Source organism: Streptomyces sp. NBC_00193 (genome assembly GCF_026342735.1).
GTDB classification, from domain to species: Bacteria; Actinomycetota; Actinomycetes; order Streptomycetales; family Streptomycetaceae; genus Streptomyces; species Streptomyces stoeckheimensis.
The window spans coordinates 855,461-880,196 of sequence record NZ_JAPEMM010000002.1; the positions used below are offsets into that span (position 1 = coordinate 855,461).

15 protein-coding genes and 1 pseudogene are annotated in these 24,736 nt (G+C 73.4%); 14 read left to right on the forward strand and 2 right to left on the reverse strand.

Features of this window, described 5'->3' with window-relative positions; translation table 11 throughout:
- Positions 1–82 precede the first annotated feature (82 nt).
- From OG898_RS31975 to lysA, 5 genes are all read left to right on the forward strand, one after another.
- A complete protein-coding gene (locus tag OG898_RS31975; protein WP_266961679.1) occupies positions 83–5,797 on the forward strand; it encodes a non-ribosomal peptide synthetase/MFS transporter in 5,715 nt (1,904 codons plus the stop codon).
- On the forward strand, positions 5,794–9,135 hold the full coding sequence (locus OG898_RS31980; RefSeq protein ID WP_266961681.1) for an amino acid adenylation domain-containing protein: 3,342 nt from the start codon (positions 5,794–5,796) through the stop codon (positions 9,133–9,135). Before OG898_RS31975 ends, OG898_RS31980 begins: the two co-directional genes overlap by 4 nt.
- 75 nt (positions 9,136–9,210) lie before the next feature.
- A complete protein-coding gene (locus OG898_RS31985; protein WP_266962679.1) occupies positions 9,211–12,336 on the forward strand; it encodes an AMP-binding protein in 3,126 nt (1,041 codons plus the stop codon).
- A 236-nt stretch (positions 12,337–12,572) separates the two neighbouring features.
- On the forward strand, positions 12,573–12,947 hold the full coding sequence (locus OG898_RS31990; RefSeq protein ID WP_266961683.1) for an SAV_915 family protein: 375 nt from the start codon (positions 12,573–12,575) through the stop codon (positions 12,945–12,947).
- A gap of 13 nt (positions 12,948–12,960) precedes the next feature.
- Positions 12,961–14,295, forward strand: a complete 1,335-nt coding sequence (gene lysA, locus OG898_RS31995; RefSeq protein WP_266961685.1) for a diaminopimelate decarboxylase — start codon at positions 12,961–12,963, stop codon at positions 14,293–14,295.
- Between the two features lie 7 nt (positions 14,296–14,302).
- Here lysA and OG898_RS32000 read toward each other — a convergent pair.
- Positions 14,303–15,091, reverse strand: a pseudogene (locus OG898_RS32000) (LysR substrate-binding domain-containing protein); the annotation flags it as partial.
- Here OG898_RS32000 and OG898_RS32005 point away from each other — a divergent pair.
- From OG898_RS32005 to OG898_RS32045, 9 genes are all read left to right on the forward strand, one after another.
- On the forward strand, positions 15,045–15,857 hold the full coding sequence (locus OG898_RS32005) for an inositol monophosphatase family protein (RefSeq protein ID WP_266961687.1): 813 nt from the start codon (positions 15,045–15,047) through the stop codon (positions 15,855–15,857). The pseudogene OG898_RS32000 and the gene OG898_RS32005 sit on opposite strands and share 47 nt — an antisense overlap.
- A gap of 48 nt (positions 15,858–15,905) precedes the next feature.
- Entirely contained in the window at positions 15,906–16,307 is a 402-nt protein-coding gene (locus tag OG898_RS32010; protein WP_266961689.1) for an NADPH-dependent F420 reductase, read from the forward strand.
- A 114-nt stretch (positions 16,308–16,421) separates the two neighbouring features.
- Positions 16,422–17,531 carry a hypothetical protein gene (locus tag OG898_RS32015; RefSeq protein ID WP_266961691.1) on the forward strand — a complete coding sequence of 370 codons (1,110 nt, stop codon included), beginning with the start codon at positions 16,422–16,424 and terminating at the stop codon, positions 17,529–17,531.
- A 157-nt stretch (positions 17,532–17,688) separates the two neighbouring features.
- On the forward strand, positions 17,689–18,267 hold the full coding sequence (locus tag OG898_RS32020) for a TetR/AcrR family transcriptional regulator (protein WP_250738356.1): 579 nt from the start codon (positions 17,689–17,691) through the stop codon (positions 18,265–18,267).
- Positions 18,268–18,440: 173 nt separating this feature from the next.
- Positions 18,441–19,523: a hypothetical protein gene (locus OG898_RS32025; RefSeq protein WP_266961693.1), complete on the forward strand. Its 1,083-nt coding sequence runs from the start codon at positions 18,441–18,443 to the stop codon at positions 19,521–19,523.
- A 232-nt stretch (positions 19,524–19,755) separates the two neighbouring features.
- Positions 19,756–20,424, forward strand: a complete 669-nt coding sequence (locus OG898_RS32030; protein ID WP_266961695.1) for a hypothetical protein — start codon at positions 19,756–19,758, stop codon at positions 20,422–20,424.
- Positions 20,425–20,573: 149 nt separating this feature from the next.
- Complete coding sequence (locus OG898_RS32035) at positions 20,574–21,452, forward strand: MetQ/NlpA family ABC transporter substrate-binding protein (protein ID WP_266961697.1); 879 nt, start codon at positions 20,574–20,576, stop codon at positions 21,450–21,452.
- On the forward strand, positions 21,449–22,465 hold the full coding sequence (locus tag OG898_RS32040) for a methionine ABC transporter ATP-binding protein (RefSeq protein ID WP_266961699.1): 1,017 nt from the start codon (positions 21,449–21,451) through the stop codon (positions 22,463–22,465). The genes OG898_RS32035 and OG898_RS32040 overlap by 4 nt, the downstream gene beginning before the upstream one ends.
- Complete coding sequence (locus OG898_RS32045) at positions 22,462–23,124, forward strand: methionine ABC transporter permease (RefSeq protein ID WP_250738366.1); 663 nt, start codon at positions 22,462–22,464, stop codon at positions 23,122–23,124. Before OG898_RS32040 ends, OG898_RS32045 begins: the two co-directional genes overlap by 4 nt.
- Before the next feature lie 60 nt (positions 23,125–23,184).
- On the opposite strand, the gene OG898_RS32050 is transcribed toward OG898_RS32045, so the two are convergent.
- Positions 23,185–24,171 (reverse strand): aldo/keto reductase, encoded by a 987-nt coding sequence (locus tag OG898_RS32050; protein ID WP_266962681.1) that lies wholly within the window; start codon positions 24,169–24,171, stop codon positions 23,185–23,187.
- Positions 24,172–24,736: the final 565 nt, after the last annotated feature.

Consider the following 24,736-nt stretch of genomic DNA (forward strand, 5'->3'; position numbering starts at 1 on the left):
CCGTGCGCCCGTACCCCCGCCCCCGTCCGTCCGTACCCCCGCACGCTCCGATTCACCCGCCGCACGCCCGAACAGGAACTCGATGACGGATACCCAGGACCTGCCCACCGACTGGTCCGCAGCCAAGCGCGCCCTTCTCAGCCAGCGGCTGCGCGGCGCCTCGGCCCCCGCCCGGGTGGTGAACCCCCGCCCGGCGGACACCGCACCGCCGCTGTCCAGCGGCCAGGAACGCCTCTGGTTCATGGACCAGCTCGCTCCCGGCTCCACGGCCTACACGCTGGCACCGGCCCGCCGGCTCCGGGGCCCGTTCGACCGTGCCGCCCTCGACGCCGCGCTGACCGACCTCGTGGCCCGGCACGAGAGCCTGCGGATGACCTTCCGCACCACCGAGGCCGGTACCGCCGAGGTCCTGGTCGCCGAGCCCGCGCCGTTCGCCGCCCAGCACCTGGACGCCAGCGCTGACCACGACCCGCAGGCGCGCGCCGCCGCCGAGCTCGGCGCGCTGATCGCCGTCCCCTTCGACCTCCAGGCCGGCCCGCTGCTGCGCGCCCTGGTGGTCCGGATCTCCGAGGACGACCACGTCCTCGCCCTCGTGATGCACCACATCATCTGCGACGGCTGGTCGATCGACCTCCTCAACCGCGAACTCGACCTCCGCTACGCCCACCACGCCCACGGCGCTCCCGGCGAACTGCCGCCGCTACCGGTTCAGTTCGGGGACTACGCGGCCTGGCAGCGGGACCGTCTGGAGAACGGGCCGCTCGCCGCCTCGCGCGAACACTGGCGCACGGAACTCGACGGCGTCCCGGCCCTGGAGCTGCCCTCCGACCGACCCCGCCCGCCGCTGTTCACCTTCGAAGGTGCCGCGACCGAGTTCCGCTGGAGCGCCGAACTCTCCCGCCGGGTCGGCGAGGTGGCGCAGGCCTACGGCGCCTCCACGTACATGGTGCTGATGGCCGCGTTCCAGGCCCTGCTGAGCCGGCACACCGGCCAGCGGGACTTCGCCGTCGGCTCGGCCGTCGCCGGCCGCCTCCACAGTGAACTCGAAGGCGTTGTAGGCGCGTTCGTCAACATGCTGCCGATCCGCGCCCAGCTCGGCGGCGACCTCGACTTCGGCCGGCTGATCAGCCGGGTCCGCGAGACCACGCTCGACGCGTACGCGCACCAGGAGGTGCCGTTCGAGCAGATGGTCAACGACCTCGCGGTGGAACGCGACGTCAGCCGCGCCGCCGTCTTCCAGACCACCTTCGCCTTCCAGAACTACGGGGACCACGCCGCCGCCCCCACCGCGGGCCTGGACTCCGAGGGCTTCGGCTACGAAGCCACCACCACCCACGCCGACCTCGCCCTCTACATGCGCGAGGAGCCGGACGGCGGCCTCTACGGCCTGCTCACCTACCGCACCGACCTCTTCGACGCCGGCACCGTCGAGCGGCTCGCCGAACGGTTCGAGCTGCTGACCGCCGCCGGGTGCGCCGACCCCGCGCTGCCGGTCGACCGGCTCCCGCTGCTGAGCGCGGCCGAGCGGACGGCCGTACTGGGGACCTGGGCCTCCGGTCCCGCGCTGCCGGACGGTGGTCCCGCCACGCTCACCCGGGCGCTGGCCGAGGCCGCATCCCGGACGCCCGGGGCGCCGGCCCTGGTCTTCGAGGACCGCACCCTGACCTACGGCGACCTCGACCGGCGGGCCACTGCCATGGCCCGGCGCCTGCGGGCGCTGGGCGTGGGCGCCGACGACCGGGTGGCCGTCTGCCTGGAGCAGTCCGCCGAGCTGGCGGTCGCCCTGGTCGCCGTGCTCAAGGCCGGCGGCGGGTACCTGCCGCTCGACCCCGAGCAGCCGCCCGCCCGGCTCGCCCACCTGGTCGCCGACGCCGGAGCCAAGGCCCTGATCACCGACTCCGTGCTGCGAGCACGGTTCGGCGACCACCCGGCGATCGACCTGCTGACCGGCGACGGCAACGACGACGACCACAACGACAACGACGCGACCGAAGGGGACGGGGCGCCGCTGGAGGAGGTCTCCGGCGCCGACCACCTCGCGTACGTGATCTACACCTCGGGCTCCACCGGCACGCCCAAGGGCGTCGCGGTGCAGCATCGCCAGATCCTCAACTACCTTGCGGGCGCGGGCGAACGGCTGCGGATCGAGCCCGGGGCCTCCTTCGGGCTGCTCCAGTCGCTCTCCTTCGACTTCAGCATGACGATGCTCTACCTGGCGCTCACGACCGGCGGCCGGGTCCATCTGCTGCCGCGCCGGATCGCGGGCGTGGAACTGGCCGCGGAGATGGAGCGGGCGGGCATCGACTACCTGAAGATGACGCCGTCCCACCTGGCCGCGCTGACCGCCGACGCGCCGCTGGAGCGGCTGCTGCCGCGCCGTGCGCTGGTCCTCGGCGGCGAGGCCAGCAGCTGGTCCTGGGCGGCGGGCATCGCCGCACTGGGCCGGTGCGCGGTGTTCAACCACTACGGGCCGACCGAGGCGACGGTGGGGATCACCGTCCACGAGGTCACCGCCGACGGGCTGAACGCGCCGGGCAGCACCCCGATCGGCAGCCCGCTGGCCGGCGGTCGCTGCTACGTGCTGGACGAGTCCCGCAACCCCGTTCCGCCGGGCGTCACCGGTGAGTTGTACCTGGGCGGGGACCGGCTGGCCCGGGGCTACCTCGGTCGCCCGGACCTGACCGCCGAGCGGTTCCTGCCCGATCCGTACGCCACCCCGGCCGGCGTGGACCCGTACGCCGTCCCGATCGGCGTGGACCCGTACACCACCCCGGTGACCGGCGGCCCGCGGATGTACCGCACCGGCGACCTGGCGCGCTGGCGCGCCGACGGGACCCTGGAGTACCTCGGCCGCAGCGACGACCAGATCAAGGTCCGCGGCTACCGGGTCGAGCCCGGCGAGATCGAGGCCGCGCTGACCGCCCTGCCCGGCATCACCCAGGCGGTGGTCCTGGCCCGCGGCGAGGGCGTCAAGCAGAACCTCGTCGCCTACCTGGAACGCCCCGCCGGCGGCGAACCGCCGGCCGCCGCCGAGCTGCGCGCCGCCCTGGGCGAGGTCCTGCCGGACTACATGGTCCCGGCCCGCTACGTGGTGCTGGAACGGCTGCCCCTGCTCGCCCACGGCAAGGTCGACCGGAAGGCACTGCCCGCGCCCGCGGACGGCCCGGCCCCCGGCGCCCACGTCGACCCCGAGGCCGGGACCGAGCAGGTGATAGCCGCCATGTGGGCGGACCTGCTGGACCTCCCCCGGGTCGGCGCCCTGGACGACTTCTTCGAGCTCGGCGGCCACTCGCTGCTCGCCACCCAGGTGGTCGCCCGGATGCGCCGGGCCTTCCCCGACCTGGCCACCCCGGTCAGCGTGATGGACCTCTTCAAGCACCCGACGGTCCGCCGGCTCGCCGAACTGGTGGCCACCCCCGAGGGCGACCGCGGCCCGCGCCGGCTGCTGCACCTGCTCACCCCCGAGCGCCGCAAGACGGCCGCCAGTGTGGTCTGCGCCCCCTACGGCGGCGGCAGCGCGCTGATCTACAAGCCGCTCGCCGACGCCATGCCGGCGGACTGGGCCCTGCACTCCATCGCCGTCCCCGGGCACGAGCTGGGCGAGGAGGCGATGGACGTCGACGAGGTCGCCCGGCTCTGCGCCGAGGAGATCGTCGCCAACGTCGCCGGACCTCTGGTGCTCTACGGGCACTGCGGGGTCGGCGTCCGGCTGACCGTCGAGATCGCCCGCCGGGTGGAGGCGGCCGGCCGGGAGATCGACGCCGTGCACCTCGGAGGCATCTTCCCGTTCGCCCGCCCGAAGGGCCGTGGCGCCGCGCTGGCCGAGCGCTTCGCCGAGCTGGCCGCCCGGCTGCGCAGTGACCAGGGCATGATCAACGCCCTGGCCGCGGCGGGCCTGGACGTGGACGAGGTCGACGAGGAGCAGTTGCGGCTGATCGTGCACAACCGCCGGGTCGGCACCAAGGGCGCCGAGCGCTACTTCGGCGACCTGTACGAGAGCGAGGGCGGCACGATCACGGCGCCGGTCATCGCCGTCTGCGGGGACCGGGATCCCGCGACCGAGTTCTACGAGGAGCGGTTCCGCGAGTGGCACCGGATCGCCCGGACCACCGCCGTGGTGGTCCTGGACGAGGCCGGGCACTTCTACCTCAAGTACCGCGCCGAGGAGCTGGCCGGAATCCTGACCGGGGTGCACCGCTCGATCGCCGCCGGCGAGGAGGCGCGCCACGAACGCACCGCCGACGCCACCTGGTGGCTGGCCGGCCTGTCCCGCGACGTCGCCGGGGCGGAGCCGGACACCGAGCCGGGCCTCGTAGGGGAGCTCGTACGGGAACCCGTGCCGGAACCGGGGCCGGAGGCAGGGCCGGAATCCGGGCCGCCGGGGCAGCCGGAGCGGTCCGGTGCACCGGGGAAGGCACGGAAGGCCGCCCGCAAGGCCCGTACGCGCCGCCCCGTCCGCCCGACCATGGGACGCTTCCTGGCCATCGCCACCGGCCAGCAGCTCTCGATGATCGGCTCGGCGCTCACCGAGTTCGCCCTGCCGATCTGGATCTACCTGCAGACCGGCTCGCTGTTCCAGCTCGGCCTGCTCGCCGCCTTCGGCCTGGTGCCCGGCATCGTCGTCGCCCCGCTGGCCGGCGCCATCGTCGACCGCGGCGACCGGCGCCGGGTGATGCTGGGCGGCGACATCGCGGCCGGCCTGACCCAGGCCGTCCTGCTGGCGCTCTTCCTCAGCGACTCGCTGGAGACCTGGCACTGCTACGTGATGATCTCCCTGCTCTCCACCGCGCTCGCCTTCCAGCGCGTCGCCTGGGGATCGGCGGTGCCGCAGCTGGTGCCCAAGCGCTTCCTCGGCCGCGCCAACGGTGTGGTCCAGATGGCCCTCGGCCTCGCCCAGTTCCTCGTACCGCTGATCGCGGTCGGCATCCTGCACGTGATCGGCCTCGGCGGCATCCTGGTCTTCGACGTCGTCAGCTACCTGATCGCCACCGGCGTCACCCTGGCCGTGCGCTTCCCCGACGTGATGGCCGCCACCCGCCGCGAGAGCGTCGGCGCCGAGATCCGGGCCGGATTCCAACGCGCCCTCGGTAGCCGCCACTTCAGGGCCATGCTGTTCTGGTTCGCGGTACTGAACATCTTCCTCTCCCCGCTCTTCCTGCTCATCACCCCGCTGGTGCTCTCCTTCTCCACGACCGCCGCCGCCGGCTGGGTCTCCACCGCGGCCGGTCTGGGCGCCGTACTCGGCGGCCTCACCCTGCTGATCTGGGGAGGGCCGCGCCGGATGCGGCTGCGCGGCGTCCTGTTCGCCACCCTCGGCCTCGCCGCCGCCTGTGTCGTCACCGGCCTGCGGCCCTCGGTGACCGTCGTCGCCGTCGGCGCGTTCGGCATGACCTACGGACTGGCGCTGCTCAACGGCATCTACGCGACGGTCATCCAGACCAAGGTGCCGATGCGTTTCCACGGCCGGGTGATCGCGGTGAACACCCTGGTCGCCTGGTCCACCCTGCCGATCGGCTTCGCCCTGGTCGCCCCGGCCGGCCCCGAACTGCTCCAGCCCCTGATGGACGAGGGCGGCGCGCTGGCCTCCAGCGTCGGCGCCCTGATCGGCACCGGCGACGGGCGCGGCATCGGCCTGCTCTACCTGGTGTTCGGCCTCGCCATGGCCGCACTGGTCCTCATCAGCCTCTGCATTCCCGTCCTGGCGCGCTTCGACCGGGACGTCCCGGATGCCGAGTCCGACGATCTGATCGGCCTCGAGACCCTGCAGGCCCGCGCGAAAGGCGAGACGAACAGATGACCTCCCCGACCCCGACCCCGACCGCGAACGCGGCCCCGGCCCCGGCCCCGATCTCCCGTCATCCGCTGACCGACGAGCAGCGCCGCCTGTGGTTCCTCCAGCAACTGAGCCCGCAGGACGCCGGGTTCAACATGTACCTGAACCGGCGCTGGAGCGGCCCCATCGACCCGCGGGCGCTGGGCGCGGCGCTCACCCGGCTCACCGTGCGGCACCAGGTCCTGCGCACCCGGTTCGCCCTGGACGGTGAACAGCCCGTCCAGCTCGTGGAACCCGTACGGGACGTCGCACTCGCCCTGGTACCGATCCCGGAGGCGACGGAGGAGGCCTTCACCGCGGCCTGCGCCCCCTTCGTCAACGCCCCCTTCGACCTGGGCGAACGGCCGCCGCTGCGGGCCGTCCTGGTCAGCGCCGGCGAGCACGAGCACGCCCTCGGTGTGGTGGTCCACCACATCGTCTCCGACGGCTGGTCGTTCACCGTGCTGTGGCGCGAACTGCTCGCGCTGTACCGCGAGGAGATCGGCGAGGGACCGGCCGATCTACCCGAACTCAAGCTCCAGTACGGCGACTTCGCACTCGCCGAACGGACCAGGCTGGACGGCGGCGCGGCCGAGGAGGCGGTCCGGCACTGGAGCGGACGCCTGGCCGGCGTCGGCGCCCTGCGGATGCCGCTGGACCACCCCAGGCCCGCCGAGCCCACCCACCGGGCCGGCTTCGCCGACCTCGCCCTCGGCCCCGACCTCGTCGCCGGACTCGACGCCCTGGCCCGCGAGCAGCGCTGCACCCCGTTCATGGTGCTGCTCGCCGCCTACCAGAGCGTGCTGGCCCGCTGGAGCGGCACCTACGACTTCGCCGTCGGCACCCCGCTGGCCGGCCGCAACGAGACCGCCCACGAGGCCCTGCTCGGCTACTTCTCCCGCACCGGGGTGATCCGCGCGGACCTCACCGGCGAGCCCGATTTCCGCACCGTGCTGCGCCGGGTGCGCTCCGCCACGATGGCGGCGCTGAGCCGTCAGGACATCCCGGTCGAGCGGGTCGCCGCCGAACTGGGGCTGCCCGTGCTGCCCGGCGTGGGGCCGCTCTACCAGGCGGTGTTCGTCCACCAGAGCCAGTACGAGCTGGCCGGCGCCGACGAGCGGACACCGCTGCCCGCGGGCGTCCGCACCGAGAGCATGGACTCCGGTTTCGACCGGGCCAAGACCGATCTGCTGCTGGACAGTTGGCGCACCCCGGGCGGCGGGATGACGCTCTCGTTCTGCTTCGACCGGGAGCTCTTCGAGCGCACCACGGTCGAGGCCCTGGCGCGCCGGGTCCGCGACCTGCTCGCCCGCGCCGTCGAGGACGTCGAGGTCCCGCTGCACGGCGACTGGCTGCTCACCGGCGAGGAGCGTGCCGCGCTCCTCGCGCTCGGCGCCGGACCTGCCGTCACCGAGGACGCCCGCCCGATCCTGCGCGGCTTCGCCGACCAGGTCGCCGCCCGCCCCGACGCACCCGCTCTCGAATGCGCGGGCAGCACCCTCAGTTACGCCGAACTCGACCGTGCGTCGGATGAGTTGGCGGGCCGCCTGGGCCCGGTGGCCGGCCGCACCGTGGGCGTCCTGATCGAGCCCTCCTTCGCACTGGTCATCGCCCTGATGGCGATCTGGAAGGCCGGCGCCGGCTACCTCCCGCTCGACCCCGCGCACCCGGCCGAGCGCCGGCGGCTGATGCTCGGCGAGGCGGACGCCGCCCTGCTGCTCACCGGGGGCGAGCGCCCGGACCTGGGTGTTCCGGTGCTGGGGGTCGCGGTATCGGGGGCTCCGATGGCCCCGGCTCCGATACCCGGGGCTCCGATGCCGGGGATTCCCGTACCGCCCGTCGGCGGTCCGGACACCGGAGCCGTGCTGCCCGGGACCGATCCGGGCTGCCTCGCGTACGTCCTCTACACCTCGGGCTCCACCGGGGTGCCCAAGGGCGTCGCCGTCGAGCACGCCGCTCTGGCCGAGCGCGTCCGGTGGATGGCCGGACCGGAGGGCTACCGGCTGCGGCCGGGCGACCGGATCGTCCAGTTCGCCTCCATCGGCTTCGACACCCACGCCGAGGAGATCTGGCCCGCCCTCACCGCGGGCGCCTGTGTCGTCCTGCTGCCCGGAGGCGGCCGGATGCTGCCCGACCTGCTGCGCAGCGAGGCCGGACGGTCCGTCACCGTACTCGACCTGCCCACGGCGTACTGGGAGGAACTGGTCTCGCTCGGAGACCAGGCCCCGTGGCCGCCGGCGCTGCGCCTGGTCGTCCTCGGCGGCTCCGAGGCGCGCGCCGCGACCCTCGCCCGGTGGCGGGAGCGGCACGGTGACACCGTCCGGCTGGTCAACACCTACGGCCCGACCGAGGCCACCGTCATCGTCACCGCGGGCGACCTCGGCGGCGGCCCCGTCGGCCAGGCCGGTGGCGGGCCCGCCGGCGAGCAGCGCCCGCCGCTCGGCCGTCCGCTGCCGGGGGTGCGGCTCTACCTCCTGGACGAGCGCGGCAGCCTGCTGCCCGCCGGTTCCGAGGGCGAGCTCCACATCGGCGGCCACGGCCTCGCGCGCGGCTACCCGGCCCGGCCCGAGCTGACGGCGGAGGCCTTCCTCCCGGATCCGTTCGCCGGGGTCCCGGACGGCCGGATGTACCGCACCGGCGACCGCGCCCGGTGGCGTGCCGACGGGCAGTTGGAGTTCCTCGGCCGCGCCGACGGCCAGGTGAAGATCCGCGGATACCGGATCGAGCCCGCCGAGATCGAGGCCGCCCTCACGGCCCACCCGGCCGTCGCCCGAGCGGCCGTTCTGGTCCGCGACGGCCGCCGGCTGATCGCCTACGCCGTCCCGCAGCCGGCCGCGGCAGAGGGATCCGCAGCCGCACCGTCGTCCGCGGCCGCGCCGCAGGCGGCCGAACTGCGCGAGCACCTGGCGCTGCGCCTGCCGGCCTTCATGGTGCCGGACGCCGTGGTGCTGCTCGACACGCTCCCGCTCAACGCCAACGGCAAGCTCGACACCGCCGCCCTGCCCGATCCGGACCCGGCGGGCGCCGCCACCGGGTACCTGGCACCCCGTACCGATGCCGAGGCCCTGGTGGTCGGCCTCTGGCAGGAGGTGCTCGGCCTACCGAGGGTCGGCGTACTGGACGACTTCCTCGCCCTCGGCGGGGACTCGCTCCTGGTCACCCGGGTCGCCGCCCGCATCCGGGCCGGCGTCGGCCTCGACGTGTCGATCCGCGACGTCTTCGAGAGCCCGACCCCGGCAGCCCTGGCAGCCCGGATCGAGGCGCTCCTGATCGCCGAGATCGATGCCCTCAGCGAGGAGGAGGCCGCCGAGCGGCTGGACTGACCCCGCCCCGCGCACCCGATCACCTGCCCACCACCCGCCTCGCCCGTCCACCACCGAATCCCACCGGAGACCGCCATCACCACCACCGCGCCGCCCGCCGCCCCGACCGTCCCGGAGCTCCTCGACGCTCGGGCCACCGAACACCCGGACCACGTCGCGCTGCAGGTCGTCGGCGGCGGGGAGATCAGCTACCGCCGCTGGCGCGAGGAGGCGCTGCGCGCTGCCGCCGGGCTGGCCGCCGCCGGGGTCGGACCGCACGACCGGGTGCTGTTGCGTTTCTCCAACGCACGCTGGGAGCGGTACGCCGTCGGCTTCCTCGCCGTCCAGTACGCGGGCGGGGTGCCCGTCCCGGTCCGCGAGGACCTGACCGAGTCCGATGCCGCCGCCCTGGCCGCGCTGGCCGGGGCCGGCACGGTCCTCCGGGACGGGGACGACGGGGGCGACGGGTACGGCGCGGAGGAGGGGGAGGGTGAACCGCCCGCCCTCCCCGGACTGGTGGAGCTCCGTCTGGACGCCCTGCTGGCCGCCCACCCCGAGCCGCCGGCGGTCCCGCCGTACCGGGTCGGTCCGGCCGACCCGGCGCAGGTGATCGGCACCTCCGGCACCACCGGCGCGCCCAAGGGCGTGCTCGCCGCGCACGCCAACCTGACCGCCGGCCTGACCGCCCACCCCCGCCGCCGCGCCTACGCGCACTCGCGGCACGCCCTGCACGCCTTCCCCATCGGGACCAACGCGGGCCAGGTGATGCTGCTGGGCGCGCTGACCGCCGCGCCCACCACGCTCAGCCTGCCGCGCTTCGACGCGGACCAGTTCGGCATCGCCGTCGAGAAGTTCGGGATCGGCACCGCCTTCCTCGTGCCCTCGATGGCGATCGAACTGGTCAACGCGGGCACCGCCGGGCGGTACGACCTGAGCAGTCTGCGCCTGGTCAACTCCTCCGCCGCCGCACTGCCCGTACCGGTGGCGGCCGCGCTGGCCGCGGCGCTGCCGGGCGCGACGCTGGTCAACACCTACACCTCCGCGGAGGCCTCGCCCGCGCAGATCTCCACCGTGGTCGACACCCGCCGCCCCGGCTCGCTGGGCCGCCCGGCGGACCCCGGTGACCTGCGGATCCTCGACGCTGACGGGCTGCCGCTGCCCGCCGGGCAGGTCGGCGAGGTGTGGCTGCGCCAGCCCGGACCGCCCCGCGGCTACCTGGGCGCCGCCGGTGAGAGCGGCCGGGTGTTCCGGGACGGCTGGGTGCGGATGGGCGATGTCGGACGCCTCGACCCGGACGGCTACCTGTACCTGGTCGACCGGGAGAGCGATGTCATCAAGAGCGGTGCGCTGAAGGTCTCCACGCTGCGGATCGAGGAGGCGCTGTACGAGCACCCCGCGGTCGCCGACGCCGCCGCGCTCGGCCTGCCGCACCCGGTGATGGGCGCCGTCCCGGTGGCGGTCGTCGTCGCCGGGCCGGGCGGTCTGGACCTGGACGATCTCCGGCTGTTCCTGAGCGGCCGGTTGAGCCGACCCGAGCTGCCGGTCCGGATCCTGCTCGCCGCCGGCCTTCCCAGGAACCCGAGCGGCAAGGTGGTCAAACACCTGCTCCGTCCCCTGTTCGACGCGCCCGCGGAGTCCTCCGGTCCCCCGGTCGCTCCGGCCTCCCCGACGGAGCTGCGGCTGGCCGCACTCTGGCGGCGCCTGCTCGGCCGACCGGTCACCGACGTGGCCGCCGAGTTCTTCGCGCTCGGCGGGGACTCGTTCCGGGCGGTCCAGCTCGCCACCGGCATCAGCAGCGAGTTCGGGGTCCGGGCGGGCACCGCCGTGGTCTTCGAGCGGCCCTCGCTGCGGTCCCAGGCCGCCTGGGTGGACCACCCCGACCGCCGGCAGGGCGCTGCCGACGCGGCTTCCGCCGGGACGGACACCGTGACGCCCTACCTGGCCGCGCTCCGGGCGCAGCCGCACGCCATCGCGCTCACCTCTCAGCAGGAGAACTTCTTCCGCTGGATGGCCGAGGCACCCGGGCGGGACGCCGGAGCGGTGACGGCGCTGTTCCGGGTGGCCGACCGGCTTGAGCCGGAGACCCTCGGCCTGGCGCTCACGGAGGTGGTCCGGCGCCATCCGGCGCTGCGGACCCGGTTCGAGGCGGTGGGTGAGGGGGCGGGCGAAGGGGTCGTACGGGCGGTGCTCGACGAGGAGCCCCGGGTGCGGATCACGCTGACCCGAGCCCCGGGGGCCACGGACGCCGAGGTGGACGCCCTGCTGCTGGCCGAGCGCGACCGTCTCACCGACCTGGGCCGCGACCCGATGGCGCGCCTCCTGGTGGTCAGCCGGTCGGAGACCGATCACGTGGTGCTGGTCGCGGTGCACCACATGGTCTCCGACGGCTGGTCGGTCGGCGTGCTGCTGGCCGACCTCGGCGTGTTCTACTCGGCTCTGCGGCGCGGCCGTTCGGCCCCGCCGGCCCGATCGGGCCCTGGGTACCGGGAGTTGGTGGACTGGGCGAACGGGCACTGGCCGGCCTCCCGGGCCCACTTCCAGGCCGCACTGGCCGGGGCGCCGGAGGCCGTCGAACAGTTCGCCGGCCGCCGGGCCGTGGAAGAAGTACTCACCCAGGCGCACGAGTTCGAGGTGCCGGCGCCGTTGGCCGAAGCCCTGCGGGCCCGGGCGGCCGAACTGGGCGCCACGCCCTTCCTGGCCGTCACGGCAGCCTGGACCGGACTGCTGGCGAGCCGCAGCGGCCGCCCCGACCTGGTGGTGATGACCCCGGTGCCCGGCCGCCCGCGCCCGGACGCCGAGCGGACCGTGGGCTGCTTCGTCCAGTCGCTGCTGCTGCGGGTGGACGCGAGCGGCGGACCCGGCTTCGCCGAGCTGGTGGACCGGTTGCGGACCGTCTACAGCGAGGCACTGGACCACCAGCTGTACCCGTTCGCGGAGTTCAGCCCGTCCGTGCCGTTCGCGGCCTGGCTCCGCTACGAGGCGTGGGCCGCGCCCGCACAGCTGCCCGGCCTGGCCTGCGCTCCCTGGGAACTGCCGCGCGGGAGCACCGTGCCCTGGCCCCTGCCGGGCGGCGACCGGGGCGTCCCCGAGCTGACCGTACTGGAACAGCCGGACGGCAGCCTGCGCTGCTGGCTGCAGTACAACGCGCGGGCCTTCGACCTCCCCGTGATCACCGAACTGGCAAAGGAGTTCACAGCGGCACTGACCGCGGCCTGCGGGTGACGCGGCGGGGCTCCGGACGCCTGGCGCCTGGCGCCTGGCGCTCAGCCGGGAGCCAAGAGCCGGGAGCCAGGAGCCCCCGTCAGTGATCCGTATGGACTCGGCCCGTCACCGTCAAGGTCCCGTCATGGGGTGACCACAGGTGCCCGGAGCCGGGGATAGCTTCGATGTCGCGCCCCGGACTGCCTCCCCGCACCCGGGGCCTCCACTGCCGTTCGTGGTTCCCCTTGGAGGGCCCCATGTGTTTGTTCCAGTACGCAGACGACCCCGAGCCCGAGGAACGGGTCCCGGCCGGGCCCCTGTACGTACCGGCCCGGCCGGGTACCGCGCCGGTGGTGGTGCGCCTGTTCCGCACCCCGCTGGGGGCGCGTACCGCCGTCGGCTTCACCAGCGCCGGGCGGCTGGCGGCCACCCTGGGCGCCGGGCAGCCCTGGATCCGGCTGTCCGCGACCGCGCTCCGCGCGCTGGCCGAACCGCTGGGAGCCTCCCTGTTGACGGTCGACCCGACCCTCACCGCTCCCCCGGTCACTCCGACGGCGGCCACCGGCCCCGTCACGGCGCGGGACGCCGCTCCCGTTCCACAGACCCCCGACACCACTGCCCGGACCGCCTGAAGGGGATCGCACCATGACCATCGCCGCCCTCCCGGAGATCCTGACCGGCGCCGACGACCTGTCCCCGTGGCCCGCCTCCACCACCCTGCTCCCGCACGGCGGCCTGGCCGTCGGCGGGGTGGCGCTGACCGAGATCGCCGAGCGGTTCGACACCCCGGCCTACGTCCTGGACGAGGGTGAGGTGCGCGGACGCTGCCGTACCTACCGGGACGTCTTCCCCGACGCCGAAGTCCTCTACGCGGCCAAGGCCTTCCTCTCCCGCGCGATGGTGCGCTGGGTCCGGGAGGAGGGCCTCGGCCTGGACGTCTGCTCCGCCGGGGAGCTGGAACTCGCCGTCACCGCCGGGTTCCCGCCCGAGCGGATGGTGCTGCACGGCAATGCCAAGTCGCCCCGGGACATCGCGGCCGCGCTACGGCTCGGGGTGGGGCGGATCGTCATCGACAGCCCGTCCGAGATCGCCCGGATCGCGGCCGCCGTCGGCCCCCACGGACACCAGAAGGTGATGGTGCGGGTCGTCCCGGGCGTCTCGGCCGGCGGCCACGACAAGATCCGCACCGGTACGGAGGACCAGAAGTTCGGCCTGTCCCCCGCCGACGGGGGCGCCCAGCACGCCATCGCGCGGATCCTGTCCCAGCCGCAGCTCGAACTCACCGGCCTGCACTGCCACATCGGCTCCCAGATCACCGAAGTGAAGCCCTACCTGACGGCCCTGCGCCGGATGGTGGGGCTGATGGCCCACGTCCGCGACACCCACGGGACCGCCCTGCCCGAGCTGGACATGGGCGGCGGCCACGGCATCGCCTACCGGCCCGGCGACCCCGTCCTCGACCTCGCCCTGCTCGCGCGGCAGCTCCGTGGCGAACTGGCCGAGAGCTGCGCCGCCGTCGGGCTGACCGTGCCCCGGCTCGTCATCGAACCCGGCCGGGCGATAGCCGGACCGGCGGGAGTCGCGCTGTACCGGGTGCTCGCCGTCAAGCACACCGGCGAGCGGGTCTTCGTCGCCGTGGACGGCGGCATGAGCGACAACCCGCGGCCCGCCCTGTACGGGGCGCGGTACGCGCCCCGGCTGGTGGGGCGCCGCTCCGCGGCCGGATCCCGTACCACCACGGTCGTCGGCCGTCACTGCGAGGCGGGCGACGTCCTCGCCGCCGATGTCGAACTGCCGGGCGACATCCACCCCGGCGACCTGCTCGCCGTCCCGGTGGCGGGCGCGTACCAGCTCTCCATGGCCTCCGGCTACAACATGGTCGGCCGCCCTCCGGTCATCGCGGTCCACGAGGGCTCGGCCCGGGTCCTGGTGCGGCGCGAGACGCTGGACGACTTCCGCAGCCGCGACATCGGTCGCTAGCGCCGCGTCAGAAGAGCGCCTGGACGGTTTCGGCAGCCGTTTCGCGCAGCCAGGTGTGGGCGCGGTCGTCGTCGTAGCGCTGGTGCCACAGCAGGTACAGCGGAACGTCGGGCAGCGGGAGCGGCAACGGCAGGGCGAACAGGCCGAGTTGGTCCCGGGCCGCGCGGGTGACCGCGTCGGGGAGGGTGACGACCAGGTCGGTGCCGAGGGCGAGTTGCAGGGCGAAGGCGGTGGTGGGCCCGGCGGAGACGACGCGTCGTTCGAGGCCGCGTGCGGTCAGGGCGTCATCGATCGGGTCGCGCAGGCTTCCGCGCCGCGAGACGGTGAGGTGTTCGGCGGCCGTGTAGCGATCGAGGCTCAGCGGGCCTTCGGCGAGCGGGTGGCCCGGACGGACGGCGACGACCAGCCGGTCCCTGCCGACGAGGCGGTGGCGGATGTCGGGGAGCGCCGGCCGGCTGGAGCTCGATTCGAGGTCGACCTCGCCGCGGCGCAGCTCGGGGGTGTCCGTGCCGGGTTCGGCGGGCAGCCGCAGCTGGACCCCGGGGGCTCGGCGGTGGACGGCGGTGATCAGGGCGGTGCCGCACGCGGCGGCCAGGGCGTCGTGCCAGCGCACGGTGAAGACCCGTTCCAGAGCCGCCAGGTCGAGTTCCTGTTGTGCGGAGAGAAGCCGGTGGGCCTGCTGGACGAGGGTGTGGACCTCGCGGGCAGGGAACGAGCCGCCCGCATCGACCGAATCCAGGGAGCCCGCCATGAGCACAGCCATGCCTTTCGCCGCCGACACGACGCTCCTGCCCGAGGTGACCGCCGCGGTGAAGGCCGCCGGCCGCACGTTGCGCGACCGCCATACCCCGTACGCCCGAGGAGTGAGCCTCGACGAGGTCGTCGAGGAGATCCACGCCAACGACGACGCGGTCCTGGACGTACTGCGGGAGCCGCTGCTGCGGGCCCGGCCTGGATCGCAGTGGGCCGAGGACGAGCTGGCCGGCGGCGCGCTCCCGTCCGGGGAGTGGTGGGTCGTCGACCCCGCCGAGGGCAACATCAACCACGTCCACGGCATGGACGACTGGTCCGTCACCGCCACCCTGGTCCGCGACAACCGGCCGGTACTCACCGTCGTCCACCTGCCGCTGACCGACGACACCTACACGGCCGTCGCCGGCGGTGGCGCCCGGCTGGGCGGCCGACCGCTGCAGGTGTCCGCCAAGACCGACCTGGGCGCGGCACTCACCGGCACCGGCCAGGCCAGGCCAGGCGAGGACGAGCGCACCTTCCGGCGGATCGGCGACTCCGTCACCGCCATGCTCGTCAACGGCCTGGTCGTACGCGTGTCCGTGCCCGCCACGATGCAGCTCATCCACGTCGCCGCCGGGCGCATGGACGCGTTCTGGCAGTTCTCCGACGTCCGCTCCGGCCTGGTCGCCGGCGCGCTGCTGGTCTCCGAGGCCGGAGGCACCGTCACCGACCTGGCGGGCGAGCCCTGGACCACCGGCAGCCGCGACTTCCTGGCCTCCGCCCCCGGCATCCACACCGCCGCCCTGAAGGTCCTGTCGCCGATCGCCTGACCGACGACCTCCGCCCTTCCCGCCCGACAACGCAAGGAGCATCACCTCATGACCAGCATCGGCATCCTGGGCGCCGGCCGCGTCGGCGCCAACCTCGCAGGCAAGCTCTCCGCGGCCGGACACCATGTCGCCCTCGGCCGCCGGAGCCCGACGGAGCAGCCCGCAGCGGTTGCCGAAGGCACGGGCCCCCGCGTCTCCTTCGCCGACCAGCGCACCACCGCCCGCACGGCGGACATCGTGATCAACGCGACGCCGGGCGACAGCGCCCTCGACCTCCTGGCCGGCCTGCGAACCGAACTCGCCGGCAAGATCCTCATCGACGTCTCCAACGCCACCCACGACCTCGGCGACATCACCACGGCCCGCGCCACCGAAGCCATGATCCTGGTCGTGCCCCACGTCCTGCGCCGACACGGCTTCAGGCCGTTCGCCGTCTCCCTCGCCCGCTGAACCCCATCGCCGCGGTGTGAGTACGGTCTGCTCATGCAGAAAGTGGAATGGGGACAGCGGGGGCATGTCCTTCTCATAGCGGGGGACGGCGCCGTGCGCCGTCGCGCTGTTCAGGTGGCTCCGAGTGCCAACCTGGCCGCGCTCGGGGTCGTTCCGGTTTCGCTGCTCCTGAACAGTGGCGTCTCCTGCGATACGACCTACCTGGACGGGGCCCGGGATCCGAACCTGGTGGTGACGCGGTTGCGGACGGCTGCGGCTACCCGGGGTCCGCTGCTGGTCTATCTGTCGGGCCGCCTCACCGTCGACCGCCGTGGCCGTCGGCTGCACCTGGCCCTGGCCGGTACGACGGCCGGGTCGGTTCGCTATACGGCGCTGCCCTGGGAGTGGCTGGGCAGGGAACTGCGGGGCCGTCCGGCCGGGCTGACGACGGTGGTGCTGGACCTGGTCGCGGACAAGGCGGCGTGGCCGCTGCTGCAGGAGTACGGCAGCTTGCCCGCGTCTCCTTCCGCCGAGGTGTACGGGGTCGTCTCGCCGCCGGATTTCGCCGGCAGCGGGACTGCGGTGAGCAGGTACACCCGGTGCTGGATCGCTCAGCTCGCCGCGGGTCCGGGCCGCCCGGCGAATCTTCAGGTGCACGCTCTGGCCGTTGGTGCGGCGGCGCTGCCGCCGGGCACGCTGGTCGTGCCGACCGCGCGTGAGCTCGCCGCCCCGGCTTCCCCAGTGAGCGGGGCCCCCGTCATGGGCCGGCAGGAGGTGGCCGCTCGGCAGCCGACCGCCGCGGACGAGGTGGTGCGGGATCCGCGGCCGCAGATCCATGCCCTGGCCCTTGCGGGCCGGCACGCGGAGGCCGCGGGTCTCGCCGAGGCCTGGGAGCAGTACGTGCTGCAGCGGTCGGGGTACGGGTCGCCCGGAGCCATCAGCTGGCTGGAGATCCGTGCCGATCTCGCGCGGATGGCAGGTTCCTTCGAGCTCGCGACCCGGCTGTGGACCAAGGCGGGCCGGATCCGGCTGGGCAGTCAGTCTCCCGATGCGCCGGAGGTCCACGCGGCCGCGGACGGCGCCCTGCACTGCTGGACCAGGCTCAGAGAGCCGGCGGCGGCCCTCGACACCGCTGCGGAGCTCATCCGCCTCCTGCACGACCTGCCGTCCCTCGACCCCCGGAACGTCAAACTGGCCGAGCAGCGCCTGGAGTTCCTGCACGGTCCTTCGGGCAGACCCGGATAGCCCCGATCGGGCGTCTTTCCGGTACCCGGGTCCCGGGTACCGGAGACGCCCCCCGCTACGCAAGCGATACGAAACGGACCGTTGCGTGATCAGTGTGTGGCTGAAACTGGCGACTGTCAACACGAGACGTAGCGTTGCGCTCGGATAGAGTTGGTCCGTGAGTCCCGCAACCCGCAGCGAAGAGTCCCGGCAGGCCATCATCGAGGCCGCTCTCGGCCTCTGTGTGGAGAGGGGATTCACCTCGACCACGATCGAGGGCATCGCCGCCCGGGCGGGGGTCGGCAAGACGACCATCTACCGGTGGTGGCCCTCCAAGGCCGCCATCCTCATCGAGGGCGTCGAGAACGCCCGGGACGCCGCCGCAGGCTTTCCCGATACCGGTGACATCCATGCGGACCTGGTCGCTCAGACCTCCAGCGTCATGCGACTGTTCAACACCGAGTTCGGCGAGATCTGGCGAGGACTGATCGGCGCCGCCCAATCCGACGAGGTGGCCGCGGAGGGGGTCACCCGCATCCTGCGGGTCTCCATCGACGCATGCGTCGAGCGCCTCGCCACCGCGCGCGACGCCGGGCAGATCCGCGCCGACCTCGACCTCGAGATGGCCGTCGAACTGCTCTACGGGCCGATCTACCACACCTGGCTCCTGCGCACCCGCCCCCTGCCGGAGGCGTACATGGAATCGGTTCTCGCCATGCTGCTGCCCGCGCTGGTACCTGCGCCCGACGGGCACTGAATTGTCCCGGCACGTTTCCTCGTGTCGCAGGCTGGGGAGGGCTCGGGCGTCGTGCCGTGCTCGCCGCCCGGGGGATCAACAGGGGTGGGCGGGTGCGTCCGGCGCCGTGTCAGTCCGAGAAGACAGGGGAGATCTTCTTGATGCCCGTGGTGGTTTCCGCGTTGTTATCCGTGATGGTGGCGCCTTCCGCGCTCTCCGCGCCCTCCGGCGCTGCCGTCTCGATGTACGAACTGCCGCTCCTGGCAGGCCATTCCAGTAGTTCGGCCCAGGCGATGAACGACGCCGGCGACGTCGTGGGGCTCTCGCTCGACGAGAACGAGGACGGTTACCTCGTACGGTGGGGCGCCGACGGCTCCCTCACCCGTCTGCAGGCCGTCTCCGGTGGTTCGGGCGGGCAGGCGGTCAAGGTCGTCGAGGACGGCACCGTGGCCGGCTTCACCGCGACGGCGGACGGCGTGCGCCATGCCGCCCGATGGGACGCGTCGGGTGCCCTCACCCGGCTCGAGGAGCCGGCGGGCTACGTCGACGGCGAAGCCCAGGACATCAACGACTCCCGCGTCGCCGTGGGACGTCTGTCGACGGCCGCCCGCACGCGCCCGGTGCGCTGGGGGCCGGACGGCCGGGCGACCGTACTGCGCCTGCCCCCGAGGGCGGAGGGGGGCGTCGCCACCGGGATCAACAAGCGCGGGGAGATCGCCGGTTACGTGTTCGTGCCGGGTGAGAAGACGCGGGCCGTGCGCTGGGACACCGCGGGCCGGGTCCACGATCTCGGCTCGCTCGGGGGCTCGTACAGCGAGCCGGCCGCGATCAACGACCGCGGCACGGTGATCGGCCGGGCGACCGACGGGGCCGGGGAGTGGAAGGCCGTCCGAGCCGCGCGCGGGAAGAAGTTCGAGGCCCTGCCGTCGCAGGGGATCGGCGCGCGGTCCGTGAGCGTCAACAACGCCGATGTCATCGTCGGGAACGTCAAGGACCACGCCGTGCGGTGGGACGGGAACGTCACCACCGAGCTCGCGGTACTGCCCGGCACGGGCCGGGTCTTCGTGAACGGGATCAACGACGCGGGGACGGGCGTCGGCACCTCCGACGAGCGGGCCGTGACCTGGGACCCGCTGGGGCGGGTCACCGCCCTTCCGCTGCCCGCCGGCATCGACACGACCCAGCCGCTCGCGATCAACGCGAAGGGGAGCGTCGCGGGCGACGTGGGCAGTTCGCGGAGCTGGCCGGTCCGCTGGCGCGCCGTCGTCTGGCGGTAGCCGACGCGGCGCCCGCCCGCGGCGCCCGCCCTCCTGCGCCCGCCCGCCCGGTCGGGACCGCCCGTACGGCGGTCCCGGCCCGGCCCCCGGCGGGCCGTTCTTGACGATCACGTGAACGCATCCGATCTTCCTGACGCATGCGGGACCGATCGGGTTCTCCTTGCCCGAGGCGACGTGGACGTCCGTCCGTCGCCGGTACACCATCCCGGTGTACCGGAAAGGGAGTTGGCACATGAAGCAGCAGCACTTGCGGGTCCTGGTCGCGGTCGGGGTCCTCACGCTGGGATCGGCCGGCACGGGGAGCGCACACGCGAGCCCGGCCTCGCCCCCGGGCTGCCCGGCGGTGGCGGAGGTCTTCGCCACCGACAACACGGCGATCATCACGGACCCGGCGGACCCCCGGCTGCGGACCCGCCTGCACCGCTTCGACCACGAGGTGCGCGGCATCATCCGGGCCCACGGCGCGAAGCCCGGCTCCTCGACCTTGCTGGACGGAGTCTTCTGGTCCGACGAGCTGAAGCAGACCACCTACGAGCGCTCGCGCGAGTTCGAGGTCAACCGGGTCGACCCGGCGGGGCTGCGCCACATCGCCGACGTCATCCGCAAGCAGTACCACCAGGAGTCGGTGCTGACGTTCCGCTGCCTGCCGCGGAACGCGCCGGACACCGACGCCGTGCAGATCCAGGCCCCGGGAGTGAGCCCGACCCGCCTCCATGACGCCCTCCTCGCCGACCCCGAGGCCCGCGAACGCCTCGGCGGGGGCTCCGTGACCGTCGACGGCAGGCTGATCCTCATCGCCCCGCTCACCGACCTCCCCCTCGCCAAGAAGCTCACGGCGGAACTGGGAGTCGACTGGGACACCGCGGAAGTGCGCTACGGGGACGAGGAGTTCGTGGGCTGACGCTCCACACCTCCCTCCCCCCTCCCCCACCGCCTTTCATTCATTGCAGATTCATGAATTGAACCAAAGATTCGAAGGTAGCTGGACGAGTTCGATCTACGATCCAGCTATCCCTTCGTTTGACTCTTCCTCTGCACATGGATCACACAATGATTTCTGCACTGCCGCGTCGACGTACCCTGCTCGCCGCGTCCAGCGCCGCCGTTCTCGCCCTCCTCCTGTCCGGCTGCGGCGCCGGAGGCTCGGACGACCACCGCATCCGGGTCGGCATCTCCGGAGACTCCCCGGAATGGGACGTCCTCGCCAAGGAGGCCAAGAAGGAGGGCCTCACCGTGGAGACGGTGGTGTTCGACGACTACTCGCTGCCCAACAAGGCCCTCAGCGCCGGTGACATCGAGCTCAACGCCTTCCAGCACCTGGTCTTCCTCGCCCAGTCGAACACCGAGAACAAGACCGACATCGCCCCCATCGCCGCGACCACAGTGGTCCCCCTCGGCCTCTACTCCAGCAAGCACAAGCAGCTCGCGGACCTCCCCGACCGGGCCGAGATAGCCCTGCCCAACGACCCCGCCAACCAGGGGCGCGGCCTGCGCGTGCTGGAACAGGCGAAGCTCATCGAGCTGCGGAAGGACGCGGGGCTCTTCGCCACTCCCGACGACATCACCGCCAACCCCAAGCACGTCAAGCTCACTCCGGTCAACGCCCAGCAGACCCCCCGGACCCTCCAGGACACGGACGCCGCGATCATCAACGACGGCGTGGCCGAGCTCGCCGGCATCAAGGCCGACACCGCGCTCTTCAAGGACGACCCGGCCGGGCCGCAGTCCGTCCCCTACCTGAACGTCATCGCCGCCCGCGCGGACCGGAAGGACGACGCGGACTACCAGAAGATCGTCAAGCTCTACGCCTCGCAGGTCGTGCAGGACGAGGTCCGCCGCACCAGCAACGGCACCGCCCACCACATCGAGCTGCCCGCCGCCGAGCTGCAGGCCGAGGTGGCCCGCATCCAGAAGCAGCTGAAGCGATGACCGCCGCCGTGGAACTGCGCGATGTCGCGAAGGAGTTCCCGGGCGGAGCGCGCGCCGTGGACGGAGTCAGCCTCACCGTCGAGGCGGGCACCGTCTTCGGTGTCGTCGGGCACAGCGGTGCGGGCAAGTCCACCCTGTTGCGCCTGGTCAACGGGCTGGAGGAGCCGACCTCGGGCAGCGTGCTGCTGGACGGCCAGGACCTCTCGTCCCTCGGCGAGCGCCGGCTGCGCCCCATCCGCCGCGAGATCGGCATGATCTTCCAGCAGTTCAACCTCTTCCGCTCGCGCACGGTCCTGGGCAACGTGCTCTACCCGCTGCGCCTCGCCGGGATGGACCGTACCGCGGCCCGGGCCCGCGCCGAGGAGACGCTGGAGTTCGTCGGTCTCGCCGGCCACGGGAAGCGCTACCCCGAGCAGCTCTCGGGCGGCCAGCGCCAGCGCGTCGGCATCGCCCGCGCGCTCGCCACCCGCCCGAAGGTCCTGCTGTGCGACGAGGCGACCTCCGCCCTCGACCCGCAGACCACCGGCGAGGTGCTCGCCCTGCTGCGCCGGGTCAACCGCGAGCTGGGCGTCACGATCCTCCTCATCACCCACGAGATGGAGGTCGTCCGGACCCTGTGCGACCGCGTCGCGGTCATGGAGGACGGCAAGGTGGTCGAGAGCGGCGAGGTCTACGAGGTCTTCGCGCGGCCCCGCCACGCGACCACGGCCGCCTTCGTCCGCTCCGCGCAGCACGCCGAGCCGGACGCCGGGCTCCTGGAACGCCTTCGCGCCCGACACCCCGGCCGCCTGGTCACGGTGCCCGTCGTCGACGGCGGCCCCGCCCTGGACGGCCTCTCGGAGCTCCTGCGCGTCCACGGCGTCGACTTCACCTTCGTCCACGGAGGCGTCGCCGAGGTGCGCGGACGCCCGTTGGGCAGTGTGACGCTGGAACTGCGCGGCGAGCCCGGCGCGGTCGAGGCCGTCGCCGCCGGGCTGGGCGTACCCGACCTCGCGGAAGCGGGTGTCCGGTGAAGGCGGACTGGAGCACGTTCTGGCCCAAGGTCCTCGACGCCACGGGCGAGACCGTCTACATGGTGCTGATCACCCTGGCGCTGTCGACCCTCAGCGGCCTGGCGGTGGGGCTCACCCTCTACGCCACGCGCAAGGGCGGCGTCCTGCCGAACCGGATCGTCCACACGGTCCTGGGCCTGCTCATCAACGTCATCCGGCCCGTGCCGTTCATCATCGCGATCGTCGCGCTGGCACCGGTCACGCGCGGGGTGGTCGGCACGATGATCGGCACGAACGCCGCGATCTTCCCGATGACGGTCGTCGCGACGTTCGGGGTCGCCCGGATCGTGGAGTCCAACCTGCTCTCCGTCGAACCCGGCGTGATCGAGGCGGCCCGCTCCATGGGCGCGAGCCCGCTGCGGATCCTGCTCACGGTCCTCGTCCCGGAGGCGCTCGGACCCCTGGTCCTCGGCATGACCTTCATGCTCGTCGCACTGATCGACTTCTCGGCGGTGGCCGGCACGGTCGGCGGCGGAGGCGTCGGCAACCTGGCGATGACGTACGGCTACCTGCGCTTCGACACCTCGGTGATGGTGGTGACGGTGCTCGTGCTGATCGCCCTCGTGCAGTCGGCGCAGCTCCTCGGCAACGTGGTCTCCCGCAAGGTGCTCCGCCGCTGACGCACCGCACCGTGGCGGGCCGCCGTCCCCCGTCGGGGGAGGGGACGGCGGCCCGGCCGGTCAGACGCGCGGGCGGCGGCGCAGCCGCGGGTCGCAGAGTGCGGGCGGCACGTATCCGGCGCCCCGGGCGGACAGGTTGGTGCCCGGCGGCACGATCTTGTCGATGCGGTCGAGCACGTCGGCGCTCAGCCGCACCCGGTCGGCGCCCAGCTGGCTCTCCAGCTGCTCGAAGGTGCGCGGCCCGATGATGGCCGAGGTGACGGCGGGGTGCTCCAGCACGAAGGCCAGGGCGAGTTGCACCAGGGTCAGTCCTGCCTCCTCCGCCAGCTGGGCCAGTGCCTCGGCGGCGTCCAGCTTGGCCGCGTTCTCCGGGTCGGCAATGTCGAAGCGCTCGGCCTGCCGGTCGATCCGGCTGGAGGTGGGCTGGTCGGCGCCCTTGCGGTAGCGACCGGACAGCCAGCCGCCGGCGAGCGGGCTCCAGCTGAGCACGCCCAGCCCGTACTGCTGAGCGATGGGCAGGACCTCGCGCTCGATGCCCCGCGCGAGCAGCGAGTACGGGGGCTGCTCGGTCACCACTCTTTCGCGGCCGCGGCGTTCGGCGATCCACTGGCCCTCGACGATCGCGGAGGGCTCGAAGGTGGACGTGCCGATGTAGCGGATCTTGCCCTGGTGGACGAGGTCGCTGAGCGCGCCGAGCGTCTCGTCGAAGTCGGTCTCGGGCTCGGGCCGGTGCACCTGGTAGAGGTCGATCCAGTCGGTGCCGAGCCGGCGCAGGCTGTTCTCCACCTCGCGGATGATCCAACGGCGGCTGTTGCCCTGTTCGTTGGGGTCGGAGCCGAGGCTGCCGTGGAACTTGGTGGCCAGCACCACGCCGTCCCGCCGGCCGCCGGCGAGGGCCTTCCCGACGATGGTCTCCGACTCCCCCGCCGAGTACACGTCGGCCGTGTCGACGAAGTTGATGCCCGAGTCGAGGGCCCGGTGGATGATCCGGACGCCCCGAGGGCCCGCGGTCTCGGGGCCCTCCCTGACCAGCCCTCTGTCCAGCAGTGCCCCGCAGTGCCCGCTGACCGATGCGGGCGAAAGTCCGGTGAGCCGGGCGATGGTGCTGCGGGCGACGGGACCGTGGTCGAGGACGGCGCCCAGCACCGCTCCGGTACCGGACACCCTCCGCAGCGGGTTCGCACCGGCCGGCGGGATGTCGGCACGGCGCAGCGGAGCGAGTCGGCGGTCGGGGGAGGTCTTCGATCTGTCCACGGGGGCCTTCCAGGTCCTGTGCGGTGGCACGCGAGGCCCGGCCGCCGGGACCGGCCCGTGACGGGCGGCCGGCTCCGGGCAGGGGCGTGCGCGGGAAGCTCCACGGAGGGAGCACTGTTCACCAGAACGCGGGGACGGTGCGGGAGTTCAGGCTCCGGACCCGCCGACGGGCAGGACGAAGACGAGGGATCCGCGCGGTCGCCGTACGGTCAGGACCACTGACACGCGGCGGAGCAGACACGCTTCAGGTCGACGTGACCTCGTGTCGTCAGCAGCGCGGATCGGTACATGGCGCGCAACATAGCCGGGGCGGCGCGAGCCGGTCAATCGGCTGCCCGCACCGTGGACGCCCCTCCGC